We start from the raw sequence: 16,159 nt of genomic DNA, 5'->3' as shown, positions 1-16,159 counted from the left end.
CGGCTGGATCAGAGGCTGAGCAGCCACAGGCTGAGCCCGGGGAAGGCCACCAGCAGGGCGATGCGCACCAGGTCGGAACAGAGGAAGGGCACGATGCCCCGTGCCGTCTCGCCGTAGGGCACGTCGCCGGCGGCGCGCTGGACGATGAACAGGTTCATGCCCAGGGGCGGGTGGATCAGGCCGATCTCCACCACCATCAGCGCGAGGATGCCGAACCAGATGGACTTCTCCGTCTCGCCGAGGCCGAAGAAATCCAGGCCCATGATCATCGGGTAGAAGATCGGGATGGTCAGCAGGATCATCGCCAGCGAATCCATCACGCAGCCCAGCAGCAGGTACAGGGCGAGGATCAGGATCAGCACCAGCATCGGCGCCAGGCCGCTGCCGATCACCCAGGCCGCCAGCTCGCCGGGCATCTGGGTCAGCGCCAGGCCGGAGTTGAGCAGGTCGGCACCCAGCAGCACGAGGAAGATCATCGCGGTGGTCTCGGCGGTGCCCAGCAGGCTGGCGCGCAGCCCGCTCCAGCGCATGCCGCCCTGCAGCACGGCGAGCACGCCACAGGCGGCGGCGCCGATGGAGGCCGCCTCGGTGGGGTTGGCCCAGCCACCGTAGATGCCGACGATCACCACCAGGAACACGCCGATCACCGGGCTCACGCCCAGCAGCGCGCGCAGCCGCTCCGCCGTGCTGGCACGGGGGGAGACGGTGGCCTGGCTCTCGTCCCGCGCCACCATGATCCGCAGCACCAGCATGTAGCCGAGGATGGCGATCACCCCCGGCACGATGGCGGCGACGAACAGCTTGGCGATGGATTCCTGGGTCAGCACCGCGTAGATGATCAGCGGCACCGACGGCGGGATGAGGATGCCCAGGGTGCCACCCGCCGCCACCGTGGCGGTGGCCAGGCGCCCGGAATAGTTGTGCCGGCGCAGCTCCGGCAGAGCCACGTGGCTCATGGTGGCGGCAGTGGCCAGGGACGAGCCGCAGATGGCCCCGAAGCCGGCGCAGGCGCCGATGGCGGACAGGCCCATGCCGCCCTTCCAGTGGCCGATGAAGGCCGAGGCGCAGCGGAAGATGGCCCGCGACAGGCCGCCGTGGGTAGCGAACTGGCCCATCAGCACGAACAGCGGGATCACCGCCAGGTCGTAGTTGGACAGCCGCGAATAGGCTAGGTCGTTGAGGGTGAACAGCAGCGAGGACAGGTCACCGTCGTTGACCGCCCAGAAGCAGGCGGCGCCGCCCACCAGCATGGTGATGCCGATGTGTACCCGCAGCAGCAGGAGGCTCATGGTGATGGCGAGGGCGATCAGCCCGAGGGCGAGGCCGCTCATGCCGCACCCCCGCCACCCAGTACCCGCGCCGCTCGGGCCAGCGCGCACAGGGCGAGCAGGCCCAGGCTGGGCACGATCAGCGCCAGGGGGATCCACAGCGGCAGCGAGAGCAGCGTGGTGGCATCGCCGTATTCGCGGTTGTCGACCATCTGCAGTGCGGTGCGCCAGGCCAGCAGGCCGGCCGCGGCGGCGCACAGCAGGTGGGCCAGGGTGTCCAGGCCACGGCGGATGCCCGCCGGCAGCCAGTTGCTCAGGGCATCGACGCGGATGTGCATGCCGCGCAGTTCGCACAGCGGCAGGAAGGCGGCGATGGCGATGGCCGCGCCGACTTCCATCAGCTCCATGTCACCGCGCACCGGGGTGGAGAACAGCTTGCGGCCGATGATGGAGAGCATGGACATGCCCACCAGGGCGATCAGCACCAGGCCACCGGCCAGGGCGAAGGCCTCGGCCACCCGCAGCAGCCCCCGCTGCAGCGGACCGAGGTCCGCCGCCGGGGTGAAATCCAGGGATTCCTTCATGGTGCTTACCGGGCCTCGCTGGCGAGGGTGCGCACGCCGTCGACCAGGGCACGGCCGTCCAGGCCCTTGCCGTCGGCCTCGCTGATCCACTGCTCGACGGCACCGGCCGAGGCCTTGCGCAGGGCTTCGTAGTCGGCCTCGGCGAAGGTCACCCGCGCGTCGGCCGGGGTGGCGGCGACGGCGGTATCGGTGGCCTTGTCCCAGGCGCTGGCGAAGCGTTCCGACAGGGCCTTGCCACTGTTGCGCTCGATGATGGCCTGCAGGTCCGGCGGCAGGCTGTCGAACTTGCGCGGGTTCATCAGCATCGCCAGCACGGTGTAGCCCACGGCGGGCTGCCCTTCCGGCACGTCGGTGTGGAACTGGGTCACTTCGTCGAGCTTGGTGGCGGGCACCACTTCCCAGGCGGCCAGGGCACCATCCACCACGCCCTTGGAGATGGCTTCGGTCATCTGCGCCGGCGGCATGCTCACCGGGGTCGCGCCCAGGCTTTCGACGGTCTTGGCGGCGGTGCGGCTGGAGGCCCGCAGCTTCAGCCCGGCCAGGTCCGCCAGGGTCTTCACCGGCTGGCCACGGGTGTGCAGGCTCATGCCGCCGTCACCGTGGACCACCAGCACCTTGTAGCCCTTGAAGTCGTCCTTGGCGTAGCGCTCGTAGTAGTCCCAGATGATGGCGTTGCCCCGCGCACCGCCGCTGGGCAGCACGAACGGCAGCTCCAGCGCCTCGACCCGGGGGAACTTGCCGGCGGAATAGGCCGGGGCGGTCCAGACGATGTCGGCCACGCCGTTGCGCGCCATGTCGGCGAGCTTGGCCGGCGTGCCGCCGAGCTGCATCGAGGGGTAGAGCTGGCAACGCAGGCGACCGGCGGACTCCTCGGTCAGCTGCGCGCACCAGGGCTCGATGATGTTGGCCTGGGCGTTGGAGGTGGAAGGCAGGAAATGCGCCACCTTGAGGGTGATCACATCGGCGGCCTGGGCCAGGTGCGCCAGCGGCAGGGCCAGGCACAGGGTAGCGAGGGGAAGGATCTTCATCGGGGTGGCTCCTTGTTGTTCTTGTAGGGCGGGACGGGGAACGCAATTCCGTTAATAAGTTAATTTTATTGCGCGCACTGTCAACACCTCTTCGCGAGGCCGCTGCGTCTCGGGCGGGCTCATCTCGCGTCCCGAATTCAATTAAATTCATATAAATCAATTAGTTAAACAAATTTATACACACGAAAAGGTCACCCACCCAACCAAGGTCGATCTCCATCCGTATTGTTAAAATATTAACTAAATGCCTAGAGTATGCCCGCCATCGCCCACCCGACGGCGATGGTTTCCACTCAATCCTGGAGACAAGAACAATGATCAGGACCCCGAAACCGCTGGCACTCGCCTGCCTGCTGGGCCCCGCGCTGGGCCTCGGTGGCGTGGCACGGGCCGACTTCCTGGCCGACAGCAAGGCCAGCGTCGAAGCCCGCAACATGTACATGAACCGCGACTTCCGCCAGCACGGCGCCGCCCAGGCCAAGGCCGAGGAATGGGCCCAGGGCTTCACCCTGCGCTACGAGTCCGGCTTCACCGAAGGCACCGTCGGCTTCGGTCTGGACGCCATGGGCCAGACCGCCATCAAGCTCGACTCCGGCAAGGGCCGGCGCGGCACCGGCCTGCTGCCCTACGGTGCCCAGAGCCACGAGCCCGAGGACACCTACAGCGAGCTGGGCGTGACCGCCAAGCTGCGCCTGGCGCGCAGCGTGCTGAAGCTCGGCACCCTGCAGCCGCAGCTGCCGGTGGCCGCCTACAACGACGTGCGCCTGCTCTCCTCCACCTACTCCGGCGGCCTGCTGACCTCCCAGGACGTGGATGGGCTGACGCTGAACGTCGGCCGGCTGGAGAAGATCAACCTGCGTGACTCCTCCAGCAACGACGAGATGAACTACGGCGGCGTGGAAAGCGCACACCTGGACCTGATCGGCGGCAGCTACGCGGTCAACCCGGGGCTGACCCTCAGCTACTACGCCGCACAGATGGAGGACATCTACCGCCAGCACTTCGTCGGCCTGGTGCACAACGCCACCCTCGGCGACGGGGTGACGCTGAAGACCGACCTGCGCTACTTCGACACCGGCGAGCACGGCGACCACCGCTACCGCAGCGCCAAGCGGGTGGACGGCGGGCGCATCGACAACCGCTTCTTCAACGGCATGCTCACCCTCGGCATGGGCGCCCACAAGGTCGGCCTGGGCTACCAGAACCTCTCCGGCGACGGCGACTTCGCCTACCCGGGGCTGGACCCGTACTCGGTCAACCTGGTGACCTTCAACGTCTTCACCAAGGCCGAGACGGACGCCTGGCAGGCGCGCTACGACTTCGACTTCGCCGCCCTGGGCATCCCCGGCCTGAGCTTCATGACCCGCTACGTGAGCGGTGAACACGTGCAGACGGCCAGCGTGCGCAACGGCAAGGAGTGGGAGCGCGACACCGACCTGGCCTACGTCTTCCAGGACGGCCCGCTGAAGGGCTTCAACGTGCGCCTGCGCAACGCCACCTTCCGCTCCAGCAACGGGCTGACCACCGACGTGGACGAGAACCGGCTGATCCTCGGCTACACCCTGCCGCTGTTCTGAGCCCCGTCGCGTCTCCCCGGTGGCCACACGGGCTGCCGGGGAGCCGGCATTCGGCGCGCCCCGGCGGTGGCTCGGTGCCGGCGTGAGCGTGGAGGGTTCTAGGCCGGAAGCGATAGGTGGGTGCGGATCGCCTCCAGTGCCGCGCCCACCGTCAGCCGGGCCGTGTCGACGGTGAAGGGCGGGCTCTCCCACGGGTCGAACGCATGCCGCTGCACGGACGCCCAGCTGGGCGGCACCAGGCCCGGGATGTCGCCCTGGCGCGTCTCGACCCGGCGCCGGTGCTCGGCCGCGTCACTGCAGATCACCCGCACGTCGCACAGCCTCGCGCCGGCGTCGGCTGCCACCTGTGCCCAGGCCTGGCGGCTCTCGGCCACCGGGTTGACGCAATCCACCACCACCCGATGCCCCAGCCGCAGGTTGCCCAGGGCCAGGCCATTGGCCACGCGGTAGCCGCTGGTGCCCACGTCGGCGGCGATGCCGGCCTCGCGGATGGCCTGCTCGATCACGTCGAGCCGCAGGTACACCGCGCCCAGCTCGCGGGCCAGGCGCGATGCGAGCGTGGTCTTGCCGGTGCCCGGCAGACCCGTGAAGACGATCAGCACGCTCATTTCATTCCGCCCCTCGGCTGCTGCGGTAGGCCCCCGGGGTCATCCCGGCGTGGCGAGTGAAGAAGCGGCTGAAGTAGGCCGGGTCCTTGAAGCCCAGGCGGTAGCCGATGCCGTTCACCGACTCCCCGGTGAACAGCAGCAGGCGCCGCGCTTCCTGCATCAGCCGTTCGAACACCAGGCGCTTGGAGGGCATGCCGGCGATGCGTCGGCACACCTCGTTGAGCCGTGCCTCGGTCACGCCCAGGGCATCGGCATACTGGCCCAGGCCCCAGTGCTCGGGGTAGCGCTGCTCGATCAGCACGTTGAAGCGCTGGAAGATGTGCAGGTCCTCGCGGCGGGCCGGCTGGGCGGCCAGGGAGCGGCTGGAGAGGCGCAACAGGCTGATGAAGATCAGCTCGGTCAGCGCCACCAGGCTCAGGGCGCGGCCCGGTCGGCTGTCGGCGAATTCCTGGCGCAGTTCGTCGAACAACAGGTTCAGGCGTGCCACCTCCCCTTCGTAGCGCGGCTCCAGCGCCCCCACCGACACGCACAACGGCGCGATGCGCGGACCGCTGGCGAGCCCGGCGTGGGCCTCCAGCAGCGGCCACACCAGTTGCTGGCGCACGGTCAGCACATGGCCGTCGCTTTCCGCATCGGTGACGAAGGCGTGGGTGACGGTGGGCGGGGTGAGGAAGAACATCGGCCCTTCCTGGACGAAGCCCTCGTCGTCGAGGAACACCCGCACGGTGCCGCTCTTGACGTAGTGCACCTGGAAGAAGCGGTCGTGGCGGTGCACCGGCATGTTGCGGCCGAAGAAGTCGGCAAGCTTGCCGAGGGCCTCGTAGTGCACATCGGCATCGGCGTAGCGCTGGTCATAGACCTGGCCGATGTCGATGTTGGGGATGGGCGAGGACACCGCCATCGTGGCCGCCTCCGCGGGGCTCAGGGCTTGATCTGCTTCAGCTCGTTGAGCAGGTCCAGGAGCTGCTGCAGCTTGGCCTCGCCGAACTGCTGGTGGATCTTCTGGTAGTTGCGCTCCATGCCATCGCTCATGGACACGAAACACTGCTGGCCCTTCTCGGTCAGGCCGACGAAGACCCGGCGCTGGTCCTGGGCGGACTTCCAGCGGCGCACCACGCCATCACGCTCCAGGCGCGCCAGCACGCCGGTCATGCTCGGCTTGAGGATGCAGGCCTGCTGCGCCAGCTGGTGGCTTTCCATCTCGCCGGACTGGCGCAGGATGCGGATGACCCGCCACTGCTGCTCGGTCAGCCCGTGCTGGTTGAGCAGCGGCCTGAAGAAGGCCATGGCGGCCTCGCGGGCCTGCAGCAGGGTCAGGGTCAGGGACGGTCGTGGGGTCGACATCAGGCGGTCTCGGTGGGAAGTGAAGGTGAAGAATTTAATCAACAACCGCCGAACCGAGGCAATTACCTTCCTGCTGCCACAGCCTGTAAGCCCCCGCCTGGCAACCCGGTGCAACTCGGTTTGGCAGCCAGCGACAAGTCCCGTTTGCCCTCCGCGCTTTAAATAGCCACAGCCCGATCGCACGACCAAGGCTTGATTGTCGTTAACATATTAACTATAAAAGTTAACCTGTTAATGAGTTAACGGTTTTCAGGTGCTGCGCTCCCACCGTCGAGCCCACCTGGTTTTTTCATCGGGGCCCAGCCCCACCTGCGTCAGGAGTGAACAGATCCATGCGTCGCGCCACTAGCGAAGTCGCCCAAGGCACCCTGTTCGGCGTCGCGCTGAACTACAAGGGGCTGCTGGAAAGCCGACTGCCCGAGTTCAACGAGCCGCCCTACCAGAAGCCGCCGGTCAAGCCGGTGCTCTTCATCAAGACCCCGAACACCCGCAACCACGACGGCGGCGCCGTGCCCTTCCCGGCCGGCGAGCGCCTGCAGCCGGGCCCGGCCCTGGGTGTGGTGATCGGCCGCGACGCCAGCCGCGTCAGCGCCGAGGACGCCCTGGCCCACGTGGCCGGCTACGTCATCGTCAACGAGTTCAGCCTGCCGGAAACGAGCTACTACCGCCCGGCGGTGAAAGCCAAGTGCCGCGACGGCTTCTGCGCCCTCTCCGACGAGCTGGTGCCGGCCGAGAGCATCGGCAACCCGCACGCCCTGGGCATCCGCCTGCGGGTGAACGGCAAGCTGCGCCAGGAGAACAGCACCGCCAACCTGGTGCGCAGCATCCCCCAGCTGATCGCCGAGATCAGCGAGTTCATGACCCTGCACGAAGGCGACGTGCTGATCACCGGCACCCCGGAAGGCCGTGTCGACGTGCAGCCCGGCGACGAGGTGGTGGTGGAGATCGACGGCCTCGGCCGCCTCGCCAACACCGTGGTTGCGGAATAAGGAGCCCCTGATGAAACACGCACGCATCCGTTACCAGGGCGACATCCACGCCGTGACCGTCGAAGACGGCAACGCCGTCCGCCTCGCCGATGGCCGCCTGCTGGCCGAAGACCAGGTCGAGTGGCTGCCCCCGGCCACCGGCAGCATGTTCGCCCTCGGCCTCAACTACGCCGACCACGCCGCCGAACTGGCCTTCAAGGCGCCCACCGAGCCGCTGGCCTTCATCAAGTCCCCCGGCACCTACACCGGCCACAACCAGGTCACCTGGCGCCCGGACAACGTCGCCTACATGCACTACGAGTGCGAACTGGTGGCGGTGATCGGCAAGCCCGCGCGCAACGTCAAGCGCGAGGACGCCCTGCAGTACCTGGCCGGCTACACCGTCTGCAACGACTACGCCATCCGCGACTTCCTCGAGAACTACTACCGCCCCAACCTGCGGGTGAAGAACCGCGACTGCACCACCCCGGTCGGCCCCTGGATCGTCGACGCCGCCGACGTACCGGACCCGTCGAAGCTCAGGCTGCGCACCTGGATCAACGGCGAGCTGAAGCAGGAAGGCACCACCGCCGACATGATCTTCGACATCCCCTACCTGATCGAATACTTCTCCAGCTTCATGACCCTGCAGCCGGGCGACATGATCGCCACCGGCACGCCGGAGGGCCTGGCCGACGTGGTGCCGGGCGATGAAGTGGTGGTGGAAGTGGAAGGCGTCGGCCGCCTGGTCAACCGAATCGTCAGCGAAGCCGAGTTCTTCGCCCGCAAACAAGAGGCATGAGCAGCATGATCAAGCACTGGATCAACGGCCAGGAAGTCGAAAGCAAAGAGACCTTCGCCAACTACAACCCGGCCACCATGGACGCCATCGGCGAAGTCGCCAGCGGCGGCGCCGAAGAGATCGCCGCGGCCGTCGCCGCCGCTAAGGACGCCTTCCCCAAGTGGGCCAACACCCCGGCCAAGGAGCGCGCCAGGCTGATGCGCAAGCTGGGTGAACTGATCGATGCGAACGTGCCCAAGCTGGCCGAGCTGGAGACCCTGGACACCGGCCTGCCGATCCACCAGACCAAGAACGTGCTGATCCCCCGCGCCTCGCACAACTTCGAGTTCTTCGCCGAGGTCTGCACCCGCATGGACGGCCACAGCTACCCGGTGGACGACCAGATGCTCAACTACACCCTCTACCAGCCGGTGGGCGTGTGCGGCCTGGTCTCCCCGTGGAACGTGCCGTTCATGACCGCCACCTGGAAGACCGCACCCTGCCTGGCCCTGGGCAACACCGCCGTGCTGAAGATGAGCGAACTGTCGCCGCTGACCGCCAACGAACTGGGTCGCCTGGCGCTGGAAGCCGGCATCCCCAAGGGCGTGCTCAACGTGGTGCAGGGTTACGGCGCCACCGCCGGCGACGCCCTGGTCCGCCACCCGGACGTGCGCGCCATCTCCTTCACCGGCGGCACCGCCACCGGCCGCAAGATCATGCAGACCGCCGGCCTGAAGAAGTACTCCATGGAGCTGGGCGGCAAGTCCCCGGTGCTGATCTTCGATGACGCCGACCTCGACCGCGCCCTCGACGCCGCGCTGTTCACCATCTTCTCGCTCAACGGCGAGCGCTGCACCGCCGGCAGCCGCATCTTCATCCAGGAGACCGTCTACGACCGCTTCGTCGCCGAGTTCGCCGCCCGCGCCAAGCGCCTGATCGTCGGCGACCCGCAGGACCCGAAGACCCAGGTCGGCTCGATGATCACCCAGGCCCACTACGACAAGGTCACCGGCTACATCCGCATCGGCATCGAGGAAGGCGCCACCCTGCTGGCCGGCGGCCTGGAGCGCCCGGCCAACCTGCCCGCGCACCTGTCCAGGGGCCAGTTCATCCAGCCCACCGTCTTCGCCGACGTGGACAACCGCATGCGCATCGCCCAGGAAGAGATCTTCGGCCCGGTGGTGTGCCTGATGACGTTCAAGGACGAGGCCGAGGCCCTGCGCCTGGCCAACGACACCGAATACGGCCTGGCCTCCTACATCTGGACCCAGGACATCGGCAAGGCCCACCGCCTGGCCCGTGGCATCGAAGCCGGCATGGTGTTCATCAACAGCCAGAACGTGCGCGACCTGCGCCAGCCGTTCGGCGGTGTGAAGGGCTCCGGCACCGGCCGCGAAGGCGGCCAGTACAGCTTCGAAGTGTTCGCCGAGATCAAGAACGTGTGCATTTCCATGGGGAGCCACCACATTCCCCGCTGGGGCGTGTAGCCACGCCGGGTACTCATGCAGAACGCCCAGGTGCCGGAACCCGGCACCCAGGGCGTCGTATCAGCTGGCGTGCATCCACAACCACAAGAATCCCGGCCGCCCCACCAGGCGCCCGCCACCAGGAGAACCGTCATGGGCAACGTTGCTCTGGCTGCCAAGATCACCCACGTCCCCTCCATGTACCTGTCGGAGCTGCCCGGCCCGCGCCACGGCTTCCGCCAGGCCGCCATCGACGGGCACATCGAGATCGGTCGCCGCTGCCGCGAACTGAACGTCGACACCATCGTGGTGTTCGACACCCACTGGCTGGTCAACGCCAACTACCACGTCAACTGCGCCGCCCAGTTCGAAGGGCTCTACACCAGCAACGAACTGCCGCACTTCATCAGCAACATGGACTACGCCTTCCCCGGCAACCCCGAGCTGGGCCGCCTGCTGGCCGAGGAATGCAACCGCCTGGGCGTGGAGACCATGGCCCACGACGCCACCACCCTCGCCCCCGAGTACGGCACCCTGGTGCCCATGCGCTACATGAACACCGACCGCCACTTCAAGGTCATCTCCGTCTCCGCCCTGTGCACCTCCCACTACCTCAACGACAGCGCCCGCCTCGGCTGGGCCATGCGCCAGGCCGTGGAGAAGCACTACGACGGCAACGTCGCCTTCCTCGCCAGTGGCTCGCTGTCCCACCGCTTCGCCCAGAACGGCCAGGCCCCCGAGTTCGCCACCAAGGTCTGGAGCCCCTTCCTGGAGACCCTCGACCACCGCGTGGTGCAGATGTGGCAGGACGGCGAATGGGAAGACTTCTGCGCCATGCTCCCCGAGTACGCCGTCAAGGGGCATGGCGAAGGCTTCATGCACGACACCGCCATGCTGCTCGGTGCCCTCGGCTGGTCGAAGTACGACGGCAAGGCAGAGGTCGTGACCCCCTACTTCGGCTCCTCCGGTACCGGCCAGATCAACGCCATCTTCCCGGTCACCCCCCAGGACGGCTCGGCCATTCCCGCCGCCCAGGCCTCCAACCCCGGCGGCAACCCCACCGGCAGCCGCCTCTGAGGACCGCCCCATGCCCCACTTCATCGCCGAATACACCCACAACATCGAAGCCGAGGCCGACCTGCCCGGCCTGTTCGAGAAGGTCCACGCCTGCCTGGGTGCCTCCGGGGTCTTCCCCCTCGGCGGCATCCGCAGCCGTGCCGTACGCCTGGACACCTGGCGCATGGCCGACGGCCAGCACGACTACGCCTTCGTCCACATGACCCTCAAGGTGGGCGCCGGCCGCGACCTGGCCACCCGCCGCCAGGTGGCCGATGCGCTGTTCGAGGTGATCAGCGGCCACTTCGCCGCGCTCCAGGCCCGGCGCCTGCTGGCCCTCTCCTTCGAGATGACCGAGCTGGACGCCGAGCTCAACTACAAGCTCAACAACGTGCACGCCTTCCTCAAGGGCCAGGCCGGCTGACCCCCGGCCCACCGCCGGCGCGGGGTGGCAACGCCCCGCGCCGCGCACCCCGACGCGACTCCCAACAAGAAGTACAAGACCATGAGCACCGCCCACACCGCCTGCCCCACCGGCGCTGACCACGCCACCCGCGACACCACCCACCGCACCGTCACCTGGCGGCTCATGCCGCTGCTGCTGGTGTGCTACCTGTTCGCCCACCTGGACCGCATAAACATCGGCTTCGCCAAGATGCAGATGAGCGCCGACCTGCAGTTCAGCGACACCGTCTACGGCTTCGGCGCCGGCCTGTTCTTCATCGCCTACGCGCTGTTCGGCGTGCCCAGCAACCTCGCCCTCGACCGCGTCGGCCCGCGCCGCTGGATCGCCACCCTGATGGTGGTCTGGGGCGTGCTCTCCACCAGCATGTTCCTGGTGCAGGGCGCCACCGGCTTCTACGTCCTGCGCTTTTTGCTGGGGGTCGCCGAGGCCGGCTTCTTCCCCGGCATCCTCGTCTACCTCAACCGCTGGTACCCGGCCCGCCGCCGCGCGCAGATCACCGCCCTGTTCGCCATCGCAGTGCCCATGGCCGGGGTCATCGGCGGCCCGCTGTCCGGCGCCATCCTCGAAGGCTTCCACGACGCCCTCGGCCTGCGCGGCTGGCAGTGGATGTTCCTCCTCGAAGGCGCCCCCGTGGTGCTGCTCGGCCTGCTGGTCTGGGCGCGCCTGCCGGAGCGCTTCGATGACGTCGCCTGGCTCGACGACGCCCAGAAGCGCCAGCTGCGCGAAGACATGGCCCAGGAGGAACAGCGCAAGCCGATCACCTCCTTCGCCGGCATCCTGCGCGACCGCCACGTCTGGCTGCTGGTGGCCATCTACTTCGCCGTGATGCTCGCGGTGAACACCCTGGCCTTCTGGATGCCCACCCTGATCCACGGCGCCGGCGTCGCCCGCGACAGCCAGGTCGGCCTGCTCAGCGCCGTGCCCTACCTCGCCGGGGTGTTCTTCATGCTCGCCTGCGGCCGCTCCTCGGACCGCCACCGCGAACGCCGCTGGCACCTCAGCGTGCCGCTGCTGATGTGCGCCGTGGGCATCGCCAGCAGCGGCCTCGCGCCCACCAGCGCGATCCCCGTGCTGGCCGGCCTGATCATCGCCGGCATGGGCGCCAGCGCCGCCCTGCCGATGTTCTGGCAGTTGCCGCCGGCCTTCCTCTCCGACAAGGCCCAGGCCGCCGGCATCGGCCTCATCAGCTCCTTCGGCAGCATCGCCTCGTTCCTCGCGCCCTACCTCATCGGCTGGATGCGCGACACCACCCAGAGCGCCAGCCTCGCGCTGTTCGTCCTGGCCTTCTTCATCGCCCTCGGCGCCGGACTGGTGCTGCGCACCCCCGCCGCCCTGGTCAACCCACGCTAAGAGAGACCCCACCATGCTCGACGCCACCCTGATCCAGCAGGCCGCCGCCCGACTCGACGCCGCCGAACGCTCGCGGCAGCAGATCCGCCAGTTCTCCCTGGACCACCCCGGCATCACCATCGAAGACGCCTACGCCATCCAGCGCGCCTGGGTGGCGCAGAAGATCAGCGACGGGCGCAAGCTGGTGGGCCACAAGATCGGCCTCACCTCCCGCGCCATGCAGGTGTCCTCCAACATCACCGAGCCGGACTACGGCGCGCTGCTGGATGACATGTTCTTCGACGAAGGCACCGACATCCCCTTCGAGCGCTTCATCGTCCCCCGCGTGGAAGTGGAGCTGGCCTTCGTCCTCGGCAAGCCGCTGCGCGGGCCGAACGTCACCCTGTTCGACGTGCTCGACGCCACCGAGTGGGTCATCCCCGCCCTGGAGATCATCGACGCCCGCATCCAGCAGGTGGACCCGCAGACCCAGGCCACCCGCAAGGTCTTCGACACCATCTCCGACAACGCCGCCAACGCCGGCGTGGTGATGGGCGGACGCGCCGTGCGCCCCACCGAGATCGACCTGCGCCGCGTGCCCGCCGTGCTCTACCGCAACGGCGTGATCGAGGAATCCGGCGTCTCCGCCGCCGTGCTCAACCACCCGGCCAAGGGCGTGGCCTGGCTGGCCAACAAGCTGGCGCCCTACGACGTCACCCTGGAAGCCGGGCAGATCATCCTCGGCGGCTCCTTCACCCGCCCGGTGGCCGCCCGCCCCGGCGACACCTTCCATGTCGACTATGACCAGCTGGGCTCGATCGCCTGCCGCTTCGTCTGAACCACCGCCCACGAGGAGTCCCCATGGACATGCCCGTCAACACCTTCAAGCAACGCCTCCTGGCCGGTGAGGCCCAGGTCGGCCTGTGGCTCGGCCTGGCCGACCCGTACTGCGCGGAGCTGGCCGCCAACGCCGGCTTCGACTGGCTGCTGATCGACGGCGAGCACGCCCCCAACGACCTGCGCAGCCTGCTCGGCCAGTTGCAGGCCGTGGCGCCCTACCCTGCCCAGCCGATCATCCGCCCGCCCATCGGCGACCCGGTGCTGATCAAGCAACTGCTCGACATCGGCGTGCAGACCCTGCTGGTGCCCATGGTGGACTCCGCCGCCCAGGCCGCCGAACTGGTGCGTGCCATGCGCTACCCGCCGTTCGGCATCCGGGGCGTCGGCAGCGCCCTGGCCCGTGCCTCGCGCTGGAACAGCATCCCCGGCTACCTGGACAAGGCCGACGAACAGATGTGCCTGCTGGTGCAGATCGAGAACCTCGACGGCCTGGCCAACCTCGACGCCATCGCCGCCGTGGAGGGCGTGGACGGCGTGTTCATCGGCCCGGCCGACCTCTCCGCCGCCATGGGCCATCGCGGCAACCCCGGTCACCCCGCGGTGCAGGCCGCTATCGAAGACGCCATCGCCCGCATCCGCCGCGCCGGCAAGGCCGTCGGCATCCTCAGCGCCGACGAGGCCCTGGCCCGCCGCTACCTGGAGCTGGGCTGCAGCTTCGTCGCCGTCGGCGTCGACACCAGCCTGCTGATGAAGGCCCTGCAAGGCCTCGCCGGCCGCTTCAAGGGCACGCCCGCGCCGCCGTCCAGCGCCGGCAGCGTCTACTGACCCGCATTCCCGACCCGCCCCCCCCATCAACGTCCGCCCCGGTGCTGCACGCAGCACCGGGAACGGGCGACGACCGTCCGAAAGAAGGCAGACCGATGACCCTCGATGACCTCAACCTGCTGCGCGAACAGGCCTACGTGAACGGCCAGTGGATCGAAGCCGACGACGACGCGCGCTTCGCCGTGACCAACCCCGCCAACGGCGAGCTGATCGCCGAAGTCGCCTCCCTCGGCCGGGTGGAAACCGCCCGCGCCATCGACGCCGCCCAGGCCGCCCTGCCCGCCTGGCGCGCCCGCACCGCCAAGGAGCGCAGCACCATCCTGCGTCGCTGGTACGAGCTGATCATGGCCAACCAGGAAGACCTGGCCCGCCTGCTCAGTTGGGAACAGGGCAAGCCCCTGGCCGAGAGCCGGGGCGAGATCGCCTACGGCGCCAGCTTCATCGAGTGGTTCGCCGAAGAGGCCAAGCGCGTCTACGGCGACGTCATCCCCCACGACAAGCCCGGCCGCCGCCTGGTGGTGATCAAGCAGGCCATCGGCGTGGTCGCCGCCATCACCCCGTGGAACTTCCCCAACGCCATGATCACCCGCAAGGTCGGCCCGGCCCTGGCCGCCGGCTGCACCGTGGTGCTCAAGCCCGCCTCGGAGACGCCGCTGTCCGCCCTCGCCCTGGCCGCGCTCGGCGAGCGCGCCGGGATTCCCGCCGGGGTGCTGAACATCGTCCCCGGCACCCGCTCGCGGGAGATCGGCGCCGAACTGACCGGCAACCCGTTGGTGCAGAAACTCTCCTTCACCGGCTCCACCGGCATCGGCAAGCTGCTGATGGCCCAGTGCGCCGAGACCATCAAGAAGGTCAGCCTGGAACTGGGCGGCAACGCGCCCTTCATCGTCTTCGACGACGCCGACCTCGACGCCGCCGTGCAGGGCGCCCTCGGCTCCAAGTTCCGCAACACCGGGCAGACCTGCGTGTGCACCAACCGCCTGCTGGTGCAGCGCGGCGTCTACGACGAATTCGCCCGGCGCCTGGTGGCGGCGGTCAACGCCCTCAAGGTGGCCCCGGCCGACGACGACGGCGCCCAGCAGGGCCCGCTGATCAACGCCAAGGCCGTGGCCAAGGTGGAGGAACACATCGCCGACGCCATCGCCAAGGGTGCCCGCGTCCTGGCCGGCGGCAAGCCCCACGCCCTGGGCGGCAACTTCTTCGAGCCCACCGTGCTCGGCGAGGTGACCCCGGAGATGCTGGTGGCCCGCGACGAGACCTTCGGCCCGCTGGCACCGATCTTCCGCTTCGACACCGAGGAGCAGGCCATCGCCATGGCCAACGACACCGAATTCGGCCTCGCCTCCTACCTCTACACCCGCGACCTCGGCCGCGCCTGGCGGGTCAGCGAAGCCCTCGAATACGGCATGGTCGGCGTCAACGAAGGCCTCATCTCCACCGAAGTCGCCCCCTTCGGCGGCATCAAGCAATCCGGCCTCGGCCGCGAAGGCTCCAGATACGGCATCGACGACTACATCGAGCAGAAGTACATGTGCCTGGGCATCGGCTGATGCCCTCAGCGTTGGTCAGCGTGGGCTGAAGCCCACCCTACGGGCGATGTCGCCACCACCGGGCAGCACCCCGTGGGAGCGAATTCATTCGCGACGCTCTTCGCGGTTGAAACCGCTCCCACGGCACGGCTCCGGCGGTGGATTGATCCACGCACGGTCGCATCCGTAGGATGCGGTGAGCTCGGCGAACCGCATCGCTCCGTGCCCTGGCCTGCAATGATGGGCTTCGCACAGCTCAGCCCATCCTACGTTTGTCGCCGCGACCCGGTGCGTGTGGGGGCTGGCTGAAACGAAAAACGCGGCCGAGGCCGCGTTTTTCGTGGAGCGGGTGGGGTTAGAAGAAGCCCAGGGGGTTGATGTCGTAGCTGACCAGCAGGTTCTTGGTCTGCTGGTAGTGGTCGAGCATCATCTTGTGGGTTTCGCGGCCGACGCCGGATTTCTTGTAGCCACCGAAGGCGGCGTGGGCCGG

General features: G+C 68.4%; 17 protein-coding genes. 10 read left to right on the top strand and 7 right to left on the bottom strand.

Features of this window, described 5'->3' with window-relative positions; translation table 11 throughout:
- Positions 1 to 8 precede the first annotated feature (8 nt).
- From BM198_RS05955 to BM198_RS05945, 3 genes are read right to left on the bottom strand one after another with little or no spacing between them, the layout of a single operon-like run.
- A complete protein-coding gene (locus BM198_RS05955) occupies positions 9 to 1,331 on the bottom strand; it encodes a TRAP transporter large permease (protein ID WP_044405176.1) in 1,323 nt (440 codons plus the stop codon).
- Positions 1,328 to 1,852 (bottom strand): TRAP transporter small permease, encoded by a 525-nt coding sequence (locus BM198_RS05950; RefSeq protein WP_044405178.1) that lies wholly within the window; start codon positions 1,850 to 1,852, stop codon positions 1,328 to 1,330. The genes BM198_RS05955 and BM198_RS05950 overlap by 4 nt, the downstream gene beginning before the upstream one ends.
- A 5-nt stretch (positions 1,853 to 1,857) precedes the next feature.
- Positions 1,858 to 2,880 carry a TRAP transporter substrate-binding protein gene (locus BM198_RS05945; protein ID WP_074968543.1) on the bottom strand — a complete coding sequence of 341 codons (1,023 nt, stop codon included), beginning with the start codon at positions 2,878 to 2,880 and terminating at the stop codon, positions 1,858 to 1,860.
- A gap of 314 nt (positions 2,881 to 3,194) precedes the next feature.
- Here BM198_RS05945 and BM198_RS05940 point away from each other — a divergent pair, with 314 nt between their 5' ends.
- On the top strand, positions 3,195 to 4,457 hold the full coding sequence (locus BM198_RS05940) for an OprD family porin (protein WP_074968540.1): 1,263 nt from the start codon (positions 3,195 to 3,197) through the stop codon (positions 4,455 to 4,457).
- A gap of 98 nt (positions 4,458 to 4,555) precedes the next feature.
- Here BM198_RS05940 and BM198_RS05935 read toward each other — a convergent pair whose 3' ends face one another.
- The 3 genes from BM198_RS05935 to hpaR are packed head-to-tail and all read right to left on the bottom strand — an operon-like array spanning position 4,556 to position 6,409.
- Positions 4,556 to 5,059, bottom strand: coding sequence for a P-loop nucleotide/nucleoside kinase family protein (locus BM198_RS05935; RefSeq protein WP_074968884.1), 504 nt, complete (start codon positions 5,057 to 5,059; stop codon positions 4,556 to 4,558).
- A gap of 7 nt (positions 5,060 to 5,066) precedes the next feature.
- Positions 5,067 to 5,966 carry a 4-hydroxyphenylacetate catabolism regulatory protein HpaA gene (gene hpaA, locus BM198_RS05930; RefSeq protein WP_074968528.1) on the bottom strand — a complete coding sequence of 300 codons (900 nt, stop codon included), beginning with the start codon at positions 5,964 to 5,966 and terminating at the stop codon, positions 5,067 to 5,069.
- A gap of 20 nt (positions 5,967 to 5,986) precedes the next feature.
- Positions 5,987 to 6,409, bottom strand: a complete 423-nt coding sequence (hpaR, locus tag BM198_RS05925; protein WP_044405190.1) for a homoprotocatechuate degradation operon regulator HpaR — start codon at positions 6,407 to 6,409, stop codon at positions 5,987 to 5,989.
- Between the two features lie 332 nt (positions 6,410 to 6,741).
- Here hpaR and BM198_RS05920 point away from each other — a divergent pair, with 332 nt between their 5' ends.
- The 9 genes from BM198_RS05920 to BM198_RS05880 all read left to right on the top strand — a co-directional run bounded on the left by BM198_RS05920 (position 6,742) and on the right by BM198_RS05880 (position 15,690).
- On the top strand, positions 6,742 to 7,398 hold the full coding sequence (locus BM198_RS05920) for a fumarylacetoacetate hydrolase family protein (protein ID WP_074968527.1): 657 nt from the start codon (positions 6,742 to 6,744) through the stop codon (positions 7,396 to 7,398).
- Positions 7,399 to 7,408: 10 nt separating this feature from the next.
- On the top strand, positions 7,409 to 8,179 hold the full coding sequence (locus BM198_RS05915) for a fumarylacetoacetate hydrolase family protein (RefSeq protein ID WP_074968526.1): 771 nt from the start codon (positions 7,409 to 7,411) through the stop codon (positions 8,177 to 8,179).
- A 5-nt stretch (positions 8,180 to 8,184) separates the two neighbouring features.
- Positions 8,185 to 9,645 (top strand): 5-carboxymethyl-2-hydroxymuconate semialdehyde dehydrogenase, encoded by a 1,461-nt coding sequence (gene hpaE / locus BM198_RS05910; RefSeq protein WP_074968882.1) that lies wholly within the window; start codon positions 8,185 to 8,187, stop codon positions 9,643 to 9,645.
- Between the two features lie 132 nt (positions 9,646 to 9,777).
- Positions 9,778 to 10,701 carry a 3,4-dihydroxyphenylacetate 2,3-dioxygenase gene (gene hpaD / locus BM198_RS05905; RefSeq protein WP_074968525.1) on the top strand — a complete coding sequence of 308 codons (924 nt, stop codon included), beginning with the start codon at positions 9,778 to 9,780 and terminating at the stop codon, positions 10,699 to 10,701.
- A gap of 10 nt (positions 10,702 to 10,711) precedes the next feature.
- On the top strand, positions 10,712 to 11,104 hold the full coding sequence (locus tag BM198_RS05900; protein WP_044405200.1) for a 5-carboxymethyl-2-hydroxymuconate Delta-isomerase: 393 nt from the start codon (positions 10,712 to 10,714) through the stop codon (positions 11,102 to 11,104).
- Positions 11,105 to 11,185: 81 nt separating this feature from the next.
- On the top strand, positions 11,186 to 12,496 hold the full coding sequence (locus BM198_RS05895; protein ID WP_044405203.1) for an MFS transporter: 1,311 nt from the start codon (positions 11,186 to 11,188) through the stop codon (positions 12,494 to 12,496).
- Positions 12,497 to 12,509: 13 nt separating this feature from the next.
- Positions 12,510 to 13,313 (top strand): 2-oxo-hept-4-ene-1,7-dioate hydratase, encoded by an 804-nt coding sequence (hpaH, locus tag BM198_RS05890; RefSeq protein WP_074968524.1) that lies wholly within the window; start codon positions 12,510 to 12,512, stop codon positions 13,311 to 13,313.
- Between the two features lie 23 nt (positions 13,314 to 13,336).
- A complete protein-coding gene (hpaI, locus tag BM198_RS05885; RefSeq protein WP_074968523.1) occupies positions 13,337 to 14,140 on the top strand; it encodes a 4-hydroxy-2-oxoheptanedioate aldolase in 804 nt (267 codons plus the stop codon).
- A gap of 95 nt (positions 14,141 to 14,235) precedes the next feature.
- A complete protein-coding gene (locus BM198_RS05880) occupies positions 14,236 to 15,690 on the top strand; it encodes an NAD-dependent succinate-semialdehyde dehydrogenase (protein ID WP_074968522.1) in 1,455 nt (484 codons plus the stop codon).
- Between the two features lie 334 nt (positions 15,691 to 16,024).
- Here the strand turns inward: BM198_RS05880 and BM198_RS05875 are convergent.
- On the bottom strand, positions 16,025 to 16,159 hold a 135-nt coding region (locus BM198_RS05875), incomplete at its 5' end, for an aldehyde dehydrogenase family protein (RefSeq protein ID WP_074968520.1).

Source organism: Metapseudomonas otitidis, assembly GCF_900111835.1.
GTDB lineage: Bacteria > Pseudomonadota > Gammaproteobacteria > Pseudomonadales > Pseudomonadaceae > Metapseudomonas > Metapseudomonas otitidis.
Note: the sequence above shows the minus strand (reverse complement) of the source record. Positions and strands in the feature narration are given on the sequence as shown.